9 protein-coding genes are annotated in these 12,596 nt (G+C 70.4%); 3 read left to right on the forward strand and 6 right to left on the reverse strand.

The window, feature by feature from the left end:
- From addB to trxA, 3 genes are all read left to right on the forward strand, one after another.
- On the forward strand, positions 1-3,075 hold the full coding sequence (gene addB / locus D1604_RS13895) for a double-strand break repair protein AddB (RefSeq protein WP_119413770.1): 3,075 nt from the start codon (positions 1-3) through the stop codon (positions 3,073-3,075).
- Entirely contained in the window at positions 3,072-6,503 is a 3,432-nt protein-coding gene (gene addA, locus D1604_RS13900; RefSeq protein ID WP_119413771.1) for a double-strand break repair helicase AddA, read from the forward strand. The genes addB and addA overlap by 4 nt, the downstream gene beginning before the upstream one ends.
- A 126-nt stretch (positions 6,504-6,629) precedes the next feature.
- Complete coding sequence (gene trxA, locus D1604_RS13905) at positions 6,630-6,962, forward strand: thioredoxin (protein ID WP_003168818.1); 333 nt, start codon at positions 6,630-6,632, stop codon at positions 6,960-6,962.
- Positions 6,963-7,144: 182 nt separating this feature from the next.
- On the opposite strand, the gene D1604_RS13910 is transcribed toward trxA, so the two are convergent.
- From D1604_RS13910 to D1604_RS13935, 6 genes are read right to left on the reverse strand one after another with little or no spacing between them, the layout of a single operon-like run.
- The gene (locus D1604_RS13910) at positions 7,145-8,431 is read right to left on the reverse strand and encodes a bifunctional folylpolyglutamate synthase/dihydrofolate synthase (RefSeq protein ID WP_119413772.1); all 1,287 of its coding nucleotides are present in this window, start codon (positions 8,429-8,431) and stop codon (positions 7,145-7,147) included.
- Positions 8,432-8,442: 11 nt separating this feature from the next.
- On the reverse strand, positions 8,443-9,342 hold the full coding sequence (locus D1604_RS13915) for an acetyl-CoA carboxylase carboxyltransferase subunit beta (RefSeq protein ID WP_024355011.1): 900 nt from the start codon (positions 9,340-9,342) through the stop codon (positions 8,443-8,445).
- 10 nt (positions 9,343-9,352) lie between these two features.
- Positions 9,353-10,210, reverse strand: coding sequence for a tryptophan synthase subunit alpha (gene trpA / locus D1604_RS13920; RefSeq protein ID WP_119413773.1), 858 nt, complete (start codon positions 10,208-10,210; stop codon positions 9,353-9,355).
- A complete protein-coding gene (locus D1604_RS13925; protein ID WP_119413774.1) occupies positions 10,207-10,695 on the reverse strand; it encodes a hypothetical protein in 489 nt (162 codons plus the stop codon). The genes trpA and D1604_RS13925 overlap by 4 nt, the downstream gene beginning before the upstream one ends.
- Positions 10,695-11,909, reverse strand: coding sequence for a tryptophan synthase subunit beta (gene trpB, locus D1604_RS13930; RefSeq protein ID WP_199683798.1), 1,215 nt, complete (start codon positions 11,907-11,909; stop codon positions 10,695-10,697). Before trpB ends, D1604_RS13925 begins: the two co-directional genes overlap by 1 nt.
- A 43-nt stretch (positions 11,910-11,952) precedes the next feature.
- On the reverse strand, positions 11,953-12,591 hold the full coding sequence (locus D1604_RS13935) for a phosphoribosylanthranilate isomerase (protein WP_119413776.1): 639 nt from the start codon (positions 12,589-12,591) through the stop codon (positions 11,953-11,955).
- Between the last annotated feature and the right edge of the window lie 5 nt (positions 12,592-12,596).

Raw genomic sequence — 12,596 nt, forward strand, 5'->3', positions numbered from 1 at the left:
ATGATCGGGGGGCGTTTCGATCCTTTCTCGGGTGAAGGTCCGCGTTGGCGCGCCGTGCCAGCCTGGCGGCCCTTTCTAGAGGACCTGGCGGCGGGCGTCCTCAACTGGCTGGGCGACGCCCCGCCCGAGACCCTGACCGACGCCACCATCCTGCTGCCCAACCGCCGCGCCGCCCGCGCCTTCTCCTTCGCCCTGGGCAAGCTGGCGGGCGAGCGCCCCGTCCTGTTGCCGCAGGTGCGGCCGCTCGGCGATCTGGAAGAGGACGAGCCCCCCTTCGCCCCCGGCGAACTGGGTCTGGACCTGCCGCCCGCCATCGCCCCCCTGACGCGCCGCTTCGAGATGGCGCGGATGATCGCCGAGGACTTCGAGCCGGGGATGAAGCCCCTGCGCGCGCTCGAAATGGCCGATGCGCTCGGCGCCTTCCTCGATTCCTGCCAACTGGAAGAAGTCTCCGACCTGTCGCGCGTCGCCACGCTAGCGGAACAGGATCTGGCCGAGCACTGGCGCGAGAGCGCCCGCTTCCTCGGCCTCGCCGTCGAGGCCTGGCCCAAGCGACTGGAGGCGCTGGGCCTGGTCGATCCGGCGTGGCGGCGCGCCACCCTGCTGCGTCGTCTGGCCGAGGCGTGGGACGCCCGCCCGCCGCAGGCCCCCGTCATCGCCGCCGGCTCCACCGGCACCGTCCCCGCCGCCGCCGACGTGCTGAAGGCCGTGGCGAAAGCGCCCCAAGGCGTGGTCGTCCTGCCCGGCCTCGACCTCGACCTGGCCGCCGACGCCTGGGACCGCATCGACGACCAGCACCCGCAGGCCGCATTGAAGGCCTTGCTGGCCCGCGCCGAAGTCACGCGGGAGGCCGTCCAGCCCTGGTTTCAGCCTGCGCTTGATCCGGCCATCGAGGCGCGCGGTCTGGCTCGTCAGCGCTTGATCAACGAAGCCCTGCGCCCGGCCGACGCCACCGACGACTGGCGCCGCGAGATCAAGCGCCTGCGCGCCCGCTCGGCCGAGGCCGGCCGCGCCGCCGACCCCATCGCCGAGGGCCTGTCGGGCCTGACCGTCCTGTCCGTCCGCGCCGAGGAGGAGGCCGCGACCGCCGTCGCCCTGATGATGCGCGAGAGCCTGGAGCAGCGCGGCCCCGACGGCCGCCCGATCACCTGCGCCCTGGTGACGCCGGACCTGCAGCTGTCGCGCCGGGTCGAGGCGCGGCTGGCGCGCTGGGGCGTCGTCGCCGACTCCTCCACCGGTCAGCCGCTGTCGCGGATGACGGCGGGGGTGCTGGTCGATCTTGGCGCTCGCTTCCTGGCCGAGCCGTTGAAGCCGCAGACCCTGCTGGCCCTGCTGAAGCACCCGCTGGTCCGCCTCGATCTGGGCGAGACGTCGCTCACCGACGCCGCCGAGGCGCTGGAGGAACATGCCCTGCGCGGCCCGCGCCCTCGCCACTGGTCCCAGTTGCAGGAACGCCTGCTGAAGGCGGCCCAGCCCCGACGCGGCGGCCTGCCGCTGGCCGACTGGAAGCTGGCTCGCTTGAAAGGCGCGCAGACCCTCGCCGACCGGCTGGAGGCTCTGGCGACCGCCCGCCCCTGTCCGCCGGACCAGGCCGCGCGAACCCTGACCGCCCTGATCGAGGCCTTGGCCGGTCAGAACGCCTGGGCCGGACCGGACGGCGAGGCGGCGGCCTCCCTGCTGTCGGCCCTGATCGAGGGCGGCGGTCCGCTGGGGCAGACCACGCCCGCCGAGTTCGCCGACCTGATCGCCGCCTTGCTGGCCGAGACCACGGTGCGGACCGGCGGCGCCACCCATCCGTCCTTGCGCATCCTCGGCGCCATCGAAGCCCGTCTGGCGCGGGCCGACCGCATGATCCTGGCCGGGCTGGAGGAAGGCGTCTGGCCCAACGCCGCCCCGGTCGATCCCTTCCTGTCACGGCCGATGCGCGCCGCCCTGCCCCTGCCCGCGCCCGAGCGGCGCCTGGGCCAGACGGCGCAGGACTTCGTTCAGGCCGCCTGCGCCGAGGAGGCGATCCTGGTCCACTGCGAACGACGCGGCGGCCAGCCCGCCGTGCGATCACGCTGGCTGTGGCGGCTGGAGATGCTGACGCGCGGCGCCGACGCCCCGGACACTCCGGTCAAGCTCAGCGCGCCGGAGGACGTCGCCGACTGGACTGAAGCGCTGGACGCCCCGCCGCCCGGCCCGGCACAGCTGGCCCCGCGCCCCGCGCCCACGCCCCCAGTCGAGCACCGCCCGCGTAGCCTCTATGTTACCGGGGTCGAACGCTGGGTCCGCGACCCCTACGCCCTCTACGCCCGCCGCATCCTGAACCTCGAACCGATGGAGCGCCCCGGCGCCTCGGCCGAGGCCCTGGCGCGCGGCAACGCCGTGCACAAGGCCATCGAGCGCCTGACCGAGGACTGGCCCGACCTGCTGCCCGACGATCTCGACGCGGTGATCGAGCGTCTGCTGCTGGAGGAGCTGGGCGCCCACGGCTTCGAGGACGCCGCCATGGCCCGCGAGGCGCCGCTGGCGAGAAACGCCGCCCGCTGGCTGGCGGGGTTCGAAACCGAGCGCCGCGCGCGCGGCGTCGACCTGCTGATCGAGCAGCAGGGCGCATTGGAGTTTGACGCGCCTGGCGGCCCCTTCACCGTCAAGGCCTACGCCGACCGCATCGAGGTCGGCGCCCTGTCTGCCGCCGTCATGGACTTCAAGACCGGCCAGATCCCGACCGCCAAACAGATCAAGGCAGGCTTCGCCCCCCAGTTGACCCTGACGGGCTCCATACTGGCCGCCGGCGGCTTCAAGGAGACCAACGGCCCCGTCTCGCCGGAAGAACTGACCTATGTCCGCGTCGTCGGCCGCAAGAAGGCGGGCGAGGTCGCCGTGCGCGCGGCCGGGCCGGAGGCGCAGGCACTGTCCGACGCCGCCCTGCAAGGCCTGATGGCCCGCGTCGCCGAGTTCGACCGGCCGGAGACGCCCTACCTCTCGTGGGCCGCGCCTCATCTGATGGGCAGCTACAGCCCCTACAACCTGCTGGCCCGCGTCTGGGAATGGCACGTCATCGGCGGCGGCGAAGAAGGAGAGGCGGAATGAACCTCCACGTCCGCGACGCCCTCAACCCTCAGACCCGCGCCGCCGACCCGGCCCGCTCGGTCTTCGTCACCGCCAACGCCGGATCGGGCAAGACCACCACCCTGGTCAGCCGGGTGGCGCGCCTGCTGCTGGGCGGCGCCGCGCCCTCGGCCATCCTGTGCGTGACCTACACCAAGGCCGCCGCCGCCGAGATGCAGGCCCGCCTGTTCGAGACGCTCGGCAAATGGGCCGTCATGGACGACGGAGAACTGTCGGCGGAACTGGCCAAGCTGGACGACAGCGACCCCGCCGCCCTCAACCCCGCCCGCCTGTCCGAGGCGCGCCGCCTGTTCGCCCGCGCGCTGGAGACGCCCGGCGGGCTGAAGATCCAGACCATCCACGCCTTCTGCGAAAAACTGCTGCGCCGCTTTCCCATCGAGGCGGGGGTGTCGCCGCGCTTCACTGTGCTGGAGAACGAGGCGGCGATCGCCCTGTCCCACGCCGCGCGCGAAGACCTGGCCCGCGCCGCCCTCGCCGACGCCGAGGGGCCGATCGGCGAGGCCTACAGCCATTTCGCAGTCGAGCTGGACTGGGGTCGTTTCCAGGATCTGCTGGCCCTGATCGAGAACAAGCGCGCCGAACTGACCGACTATGTCGCCCGCGTCGCCGACGGCCGGGCGCCCGGTCCCTACGTCCTGACCGGCGCCGATCCGGACATGACGCCCGAAGACATCGAGGCCGACTTCCTGCGCTGGCTGGACCGGGGCGAGGTCCGCCGCATGGCCGGGTTGATGGCGACCGGCTCCAAGACCGACAAGGATCGGGCTGCCGAACTGGTCCACGCTCTTGACCACGACTGGAGCTTCCACGGTCTGGGCATCGTCTTCCTGACCGGCTCGGGCTCGCCCCGCAAATCGATGGCGACCAAGCAGGCGCCGCCCGACGCCACAGGCTGGCTGGCCGATCTTCAGGACAAGTTCCTGGCGGCCCGCGACCAGTTGCGCGCCGCCAAGGTCGCGGGCGACACTGTCAGGCTGCTGACCCTCGCCAACGCCCACGCCGCCCTCTACGAGGCGGCCAAGACAACCCACGGCGCGCTCGACTTCTCCGACCTGGTGGCCCGCACGGTCGAGCTGCTGACCATCCGCTCGACCGCCGCCTGGGTGCTGTACAAGCTGGACGGCGGCGTCGATCACGTCCTGATCGACGAGGCTCAGGACACCGCCCCCGAACAATGGGCCATCATGCGCGCCCTGACCGGGGAGTTCTTCACTGTCCCGGACACCAACCGCACCGTCTTCGCCGTCGGCGACGAAAAGCAGTCGATCTACTCCTTCCAGGGCGCCCGGCCCGAACGGCTACGACAGGAATCGCAGGTCTACGACGGTCTGATCACCGGGACGGGCGGCGCCTTCGAGGGCGTGCCGCTGGAGACCTCCTACCGCTCGACCGAGGCGGTGCTGACCTTCGTGGATGAAGTCTTCGGCACGCCCGAACGCGCCCGCGCTCTCGTCGGTGAAACGGGCGAGATTCCGCACCACACTGCCGCCCGCAAAGGCCAGCCCGGCTCCGTCGAGCTGTGGCCTCTGTTCATCGATGAAGCGCCGCCGGAGCGCGACGCCTGGACCGATCCCGTCGATCAGGAGGGAACCGCCAGCGCCCGCAAGCGCATGGCCCAAACGCTCGCCCTCGAGATCAAGCGCCAGGTCGAAACCGGCGCCGTCGTCTTCGACAAGGGCGGGACGCCGCGTCCCTGCGGCTACGGCGACTTCCTGATCCTGGTCCGCAGCCGCGACACGACCTTTGAGGAGATCATCCGCGCCCTGAAGGCGGCAGGCGCGCCGGTGGCGGGCGCGGACCGGCTGAAGCTGTCGCAGCACATCGTCTTCGACGACCTGAAGGCCCTGGCCCGCTTCGCCCTCTTCCTCGGCGACGACCTGACGGTCGCCGAGGTGCTGCGCGGTCCCTTCTGTGACGTGGACGAGAACAGCCTGTTCGAGCTCGCGGGCCGCGAGAAGCGCGACGGCCTGTGGCGCGAACTGAAGCGTCGGGCGGACGAACGGCCCGAGTGGGGCCGGGCGCTGGATCTATTGCGCGCGGCGCGCGACGCCCGCGATCTCGATCCCTTCGGCTTCTTCTCCCGCCTGCTGAACCGGGTGGATGAGACCGGCCAATCAGGCCGCGCCCGCATCCTGACCCGTCTGGGACGCGAGGCCGAGGAAGCCATCGACGAAACCCTCAATCAGGTGCTGGCCGCCGAGGGACGCGGCGGGACCGATCTGGAAACCTGCCTCGCCCTGCTGGAAGCCGCCGATGTCGAGGTGAAGCGCGAACTGGAAGGCCCGCGCGGCGAGGTCCGCGTCATGACCGTCCACGGCGCCAAGGGGCTGGAGGCGCCGGTCGTCATCCTGCCCGACACGACGATGAAGGCGAAGGCGCAGGGGCCGTCCCTGATGCCTGTCCCGCTGGAAGACGGCGCCGAAGCCTGGCTGATGTGCCCCGGCTCGTCGAAGGAAGACTGCCCCGCCTCAGCCGATGCGCGCGCGGCGCGCGCGGCGCGTGTCGATGATGAATCCCTACGCCTGCTCTACGTCGCCCTGACCCGTGCGCGGGACAGGGTGATCGTCATGGGGCGCGGCTCCAGCCGCGCGCCCGAAGCCGGGGACTGGTGGTCGATGATCGAAGAGACGTTCAACCGGCTGGGCGATCAGGTGCGCGAGCTGGACGGCGGCGTCCGCCGCTACGGTGCAGATCCCGACAGCCTGCCCGCCGCTGTCGCCATCGCTGAAAGTCAGCCCCAAGCCCCCGACTGGGCGCGGGCCAACCCGCCGCGCGACGCCACCGCCCGCTTCGCCTCGCCTTCACAGATGCAGGAGCAGAAGCGCATCCCCGCCCCGTCGCCCTTGGCGCGCGGCGAAGGTCCCGGCGCCGGGCTGGGCCGCTTCCGGCGCGGCGACCTGATCCACCGCCTGCTGGAGCGTCTGCCCGACCTGCCCTCGCACGACCGCCCCGACGCCGCGCGTCGAATGCTGGCGCGCGAGCGCGACCTGACCGAGGATCAGCGCGCCGAGATAATCGCCGCCGCCTTCGGCGTTCTGGACGACGCTCTCTTCGCACCCGTCTTCGGCGACGGCAGCCGCGCCGAAGTCGCCCTGACCGGGACCGCCCCCGACCTGCCCGGCGGGGTCTCGATCTCAGGCCGCATCGACCGACTGGTCGTCACGCCCGAGCGGGTTCTGGTGGTTGATTTCAAGTCCAACCGCCCCGCCCCGGACCACGTCGAGGACGCCGATCCCGCCTATATTCTGCAGATGGCGATCTACGCCGCCGTCCTGCGCCGCCTCTATCCTGAACGCGCCGTGGAGGCGGCCCTGGTCTGGACAGACGGGCCTAAGCTGATGGCGGTCCCGCAGGGCCTGATGAACGCCGCTCTCGAAAATGCGCGTTGATTTGTCGGGGATTCGCACCCACATCTGTGGCCGAACGCTGGCGCTACCGTCAGCGCGCGATTATCAAATGCGCTCAAGCAGCGAGCCGCCGCGCGGCGAGCGATAGCGCTCTTAAGGAGATCATTCATGGCGACTGTAAAAGTCACCGACGACAGCTTCGACGCCGACGTCCTGAAATCCTCGACCCCCGTGCTGGTGGACTTCTGGGCCGAGTGGTGCGGCCCCTGCAAGCAGATCGGCCCGGCGCTGGAGCAGATCGCCGATGAACTGGCGGGCAAGGTCACGGTCGCCAAGGTCAACATCGACGACAGCCCCATGGTCCCGTCCAAGATGGGCGTGAAAGGCATCCCGACCCTGATGCTGTTCAAGGACGGCCAGATGACCTCGATGAAGGTCGGCGCCATGCCCAAGGGCAAGATCGTCGAATGGCTGGCCGAAGCCGGCGTGAAAGCGGACTGACACGACATTCTCCCTCCCCTTCATGGGGAGGGTGGTTGAGGCCGTCAGGCCGAAACCGGGTGGGGGCGGCGCCGCGAACGGGGCGCCGCCTTTTTCTTTGCCTGCTTCGCCCAAGCCCTCCCCACCCGGTCGCTGCGCGACCACCCTCCCCATGAAGGGGAGGGAGAGGCGGCGCGCTTGGTTCAGACCGGCCAGGTCTCGCGGCTGGCGCCCAGCACCTCGCCCGCCAGATACAGCGAGCCGCAGATGACCACCCTTCCGGCGCCCAGGGCCAGGGCGCGGTCCAGCGCGGCGTCCACCAATTCTACCGCCATGGCGCCGAAACCCCGTCCCTGCGCGACGGCCGCCAGGGCCTCCGGCTCTGCGGCCGCTCCGTCGAAGCCGACCGTAAAGACCTGGGCGTCGATCCCCTTCAGCGCCTCGAAGAAGCCGCCGGCGTCCTTGTTGGCCAGCATGCCGACGATCAGGGCTGTCGGGCGGGGCGCGCGCGCCTGACGGTCGGACAGGGCGCGGGCCAGGGCGCGGGCGGCGTGGGGGTTATGCCCGCCGTCCAGCCACAGTTCGGCGTCGGCCTTCTGGGCCTTGTCGGCATAGGGGCCAGCCGTCAGCCGCTGCATCCGCGCAGGCCAGCGCACGGCCTTCAGCCCCTCTGCGATGGCGGCTTCGGGCAGGTCCAGTTCCAGCGCGGCGGCGATGGCCACGCCGGCATTGTCGAACTGGTGCGCGCCGGACAGGGCGGGCGCGGGCAGGTCGAGGAACCGCTCCTGATCCTGATAGACGAGGCCCCCGCGTTCGGCCCAGGCGTCGAAGTCGACGCCCATGACGGTCAGGGGCGAGCCGACCTCGGCCGCGCGGCGCTCGATAACGGCCATGGCCGCCTCGGACTGACGCGCCACGACGCCGCGTGCGCCCGCTTTCAATATGCCCGCCTTCTCGCCCGCCACGCCCTCAATGGTCGTGCCCAGAAACTCGGCGTGGTCCAGATCGACAGGCGTTATGACGCTGAGCAGGGGCCGGGCGATGACGTTGGTGGCGTCCAGCGATCCGCCCAGGCCGACCTCGATGATCGCCAAGTCGGCAGGGGTCTCGCTCATGGCCAGAAGGCCCGCCGCCGTGGTGCTTTCGAACACCGTGGCTTCGCCGCCCGTATCAGCCATGGCCGCCTCGACCCGATCGAGGATGACGTTCAGGGCGTCATCGGTGATCAGCGTCCCGGCCAGGCGGATGCGCTCATTGAACCGCACCAGATGCGGCGAGGTGTAGGCGTGGACGCGCAGGCCCGCCGCCTCGGCGATGGCGCGGATCAGGGCGACCGTCGAGCCCTTGCCGTTCGTGCCGGCGACATGGACCACCGGCGGCAGCCTGTCCTGCGGATTCCCGAGCGCCTCGCACAGGGCCCGCATCCGATCCAGCGACAGGTCGATGCGCTGGGGATGCCGGGCGCGCAGGCGTTCCGAGATCGGGTCCATGGGGACTGGCTTTACGCCGCCTTCTGCTTCTGGGCGGTTCCGCTCATCAGCATGGACAGGATCAGGCCCAGCGTGGTCGGCAGGTCGCCGCGCGACACCACCTTGTCCACCATGCCCTTGTCCTTGAGATATTCGGCGCGCTGGAAGCCCGGCGGCAGTTTCTCGCGGATGGTGGTTTCGATCACGCGCGGACCGGCGAAGCCGATCAGGGCGCCCGGCTCGGCCAGGTGGACGTCGCCCAGCATGGCGTAGGAGGCCGTGACCCCGCCCGTGGTCGGGTCGGTCAGCACCACGACGTAGGGCAGCTTGGCCGCCTTCACTTCCTGAACGGCCAGGGTGGTGCGGGCCATCTGCATCAGGCTGAGGGCGCCTTCCTGCATCCGCGCCCCGCCGGCGGCGGTGTAGCAGACGAAGGGAACATTGCGCTTCACCGCCTCGCGCGCGGCGGCGATGAAGGCCTCGCCCGCCGCCATGCCCAGCGACCCGCCCATGAAGGTGAAGTCCTGAACGATGACCACGGCGGGGACGCCGCCGATGCGGCCGTAACCGATGGCCATGGTGTCCTTGCGGCCCGCCGCCTTGCGCGCCGCCGACAGGCGGTCGCGATAGGGCTTGCCGTCCGAGAACTTCAGCGGATCCTCGGGCACGTCGGGCGTGTCGATGGCCTCATACAGGCCGTCGTCGAAGGTGGCCTTCAGGCGCGTCGGCGCGTTGATCCGCATGTGACGGCCCGACGGCGTGACCCACAGGGCCGCCTCAAGGTCCGAGCGGAACAGCATCTCGCCCGTGTCCGGGTCCTTGACCCACAGATTGTCCGGCGTGTCGCGCGGGCTGACGATCTTGCGCACGCCCGGCGCGAAACGCGACAGCCAACCGCCGCGCGGCTTGTTCTCGGGATTCTTATCGACCATGGGCGGGCCTTTAGACGGTTTCCGCGAAGAAAGCACTATTTTGGGATGCACTCGTCCGCGCGGTTTTCACCGCATCGGACAGCGCCTTCACCTTGGCCAGAACGCGCGGGACAGCCGGTTCGTTCGCCTCAAGGGCGGCGGCGACTTCGTTCACGAAAACCGAACCGGCGACGACGGCGTCGGCGACGCGGGCGATCTCGGCGGCGCGTTCGGGCGTGCGGACGCCGAAGCCGACCGCAACCGGTAGGCCGGAGGCGCGGCGCACGCGCTCGACGGCGGGCGCCACTTCGGCGGCGACGGCCTCCTTCACCCCAGTCACCCCGGCGACCGAGACGTAGTAGACGAAGCCGGACGTGCCCTCGGCGATGACTTTCAGCCGGTCGTCATCGGAGGTCGGCGTGGCCAGCCGGATCAGCGAAACTTCAGCCGCGTCCAGCGCGGCGGACAGCGGCCCGGCCTCTTCCGGCGGGCAGTCGACGACGATGATGCCGTCCACCCCGGCCTCGGCCGCATCGCGGGCGAAGACCTCATAGCCGTAGGATTCCACCGGGTTCAGATATCCCATCAGGATCAGCGGCGTGTCCTGATCGCCCTTGCGGAAGTCGCCCACCAGATCGAGCGTGCCGCGCAGGGTCATCCCCGCCTTCAGCCCGCGCAGGGCGGCGCGCTGGATCGGCGGCCCCTCGGCCATCGGGTCCGAAAAGGCCAGACCCAGTTCGATCAGATCGGCCCCGGCGGCGGGCAGGCCCTTCAGGATTTCCAGCGCCTCGTCCCGGCTGGGATCGCCGGTCATGACATAGGGGACGAAGCCCGCCCGGTTCTCAGCCTTCAGCTTGGCGAAGCGGGCGTCGATGCGTGCAGTCGTCATTGCGGCAGGGTTCCCGCGACCGGCGAGGCCGGGCCCGAGGTGCAGACGTCGCCTGGAATGACGGCAAAGCCCAGATAGCCCGGCGCCGTCGCCTCGGCCGGTTTGCTCTCGTCATAGAAGGCGATCATCTGCAGGCCGTCGCAGCCGCCGCCCTCGCGGCGCCGCACGAAGATGACGCGGTTGTCGTCGCCGTCCGCCGCCAGCCAGTTCAGCGAGGCCAGATGTTCCGTATAGGCGTCGGCCAGGGCGCCGATCTGGTCCAGTTGCGCCGTCACGCAGAAGGCCGGGCTGCGCAGCAGTCCGCCGCAGTCGGCCGCCTCCGTCGCCGGAGGCAGGACCGGCATTCCTGTCGCCGCCGGGCCGGGCGGGACGGTCGGCGCCGTCTGCACCGGCGCCTGAGGGGCGGGCGCAGCGGTGTTCTGCGCCACGGTCAGGGTCGGAGAAAGGGCCGCCATGGCAGCGGCGATCAGCAGGGTCTTCATCATCACAGCTCCACGCCCAGATGCTGGGCCACGGTGTTGATATCCTTGTCGCCCCGGCCGGACAGGACGATGACCAGATCGCCCTCCTTGCCGAGTTCCCGGGCCACCTCTCCGGCGCGCGCCAGGGCGTGCGACGACTCCAGCGCCGGGATGATGCCTTCCAGTTCGCACAGGGTCTGGAACGCTTCCAGCGCCTCATCGTCGGTCGTCGACAGATATTCGCCCCGGCCCAGGTCGTGCAGCCAGGCATGTTCAGGCCCCACGCCCGGATAGTCGAGCCCGGCGGAGATGGAGTGGCCTTCCAGAATCTGGCCGTCGGCGTCCTGCAACAGATAGGTGCGGTTGCCGTGCAGCACGCCCGAGCGCCCGCCCTTCAGGCTAGCGGCGTGGGCAGGGGTGTCCAGACCGTGGCCCGCCGCCTCGACCCCGATCAGACGAACAGCCTCGTCCTCAATGAAGGGATGCATGGCGCCGATGGCGTTCGATCCGCCGCCGATGCAGGCCATGACGGCGTCGGGCAGGCGACCGATCTGACGCTGGGCCTGCGCCTTGATCTCCTTGCCGATCACCGACTGGAAGTCTCGCACCATCGCCGGATAGGGCGCCGGGCCCGCCGCCGTGCCGATGATGTAATAGGTGTCCGCGACATTGGTGACCCAGTCGCGCATCGCCTCGTTCATGGCGTCCTTCAGCGTCGCCGCCCCCGCCGTCACCGCCGAGACCTCAGCGCCCAGCAGCTTCATGCGGAAGACGTTCGGCTGCTGCCGGGCCACGTCGACAGCGCCCATATAGACGGTGCAGGGCAGGCCGAAGCGGGCGCAGACGGTGGCCGAGGCGACCCCGTGCTGCCCCGCCCCCGTCTCAGCGATGATGCGCGTCTTGCCCATGCGGCGGGCCAGCAGAATCTGGCCCATGCAGTTGTTGATCTTGTGCGCGCCGGTGTGATTCAGGTCCTCGCGCTTCAGCCAGATCTTGGCGCCGCCGAAATGCTCGGTCAGCCGCTCGGCGAAATAGAGCGGGCTGGCGCGACCGACGTAGTGCTCCAGATAGCCGTCCAGTTCGGCCTGGAAGCTCGGGTCCGCCTTCGCCGCCTTATAGGCCGCATCCAGCTCGTGGATCAGCGGCATCAGCGTCTCGGGCACGAAGCGGCCGCCATAGGGGCCGAAACGCCCTTCGGCGTCAGGCCAGGCATAGGAGTTCGACAGGGGGGCGTTCACGATATCGGGCACACGAAAGTCTTCAGGGAGGAAGGCGACGAAATCAGGACCGCGATGCGGCGTCCAGAAAAGCTTTGATCAGGGCTGGGTCCTTAACACCCGGCGCGCTTTCAACGCCAGAGGAGACATCAACCATCGGCGCCCCTGAAATCCGCACCGCATCAGCAACATTTTGCGGGTCCAGCCCGCCCGCGAGGAACCAGTTTGCCGCAAGCGCCCGGTTCTGCATCAACGTCCAGTCGAACGAGGCCCCCACGCCGCCGGGCAGGTCGGCGCCTTTCGGCGGCCTGGCGTCGAACAGCAGATGATCGGCGACGCCGATCCAATCGGCGACATCGGCGAAGTCCGCTTCGTCCCGGATCGGCAGGGCCTTGATGACCCCCGCCCCCGTCAGCCGACGAACCTGGGCCGCGCGCTGCGGCGTCTCATGGCCATGAAGCTGGATGAAGTCGGGCCGCAAGATCAGAGCGACTTCGCTCAGCAGGGCGTCGTCGGGATCGACCAGAACGGCGACCACCTTCGCCTTCCCGCGCGCCCGGTCGAACAGGGTGGCGGCGTGCAGCGGCGGGATGTGCCGCGGACTCTTCGGAAACACCACCGCGCCGACAAAGGCCGCCCCGCCACCCAGCGCCGCATCCAGCGTATCCGGCGTCGTCAGGCCGCAGATCTTGGTCAGGGTCATGACAG

It is taken from the genome of Brevundimonas sp. LPMIX5, from assembly GCF_003576505.1.
GTDB lineage: Bacteria > Pseudomonadota > Alphaproteobacteria > Caulobacterales > Caulobacteraceae > Brevundimonas > Brevundimonas naejangsanensis.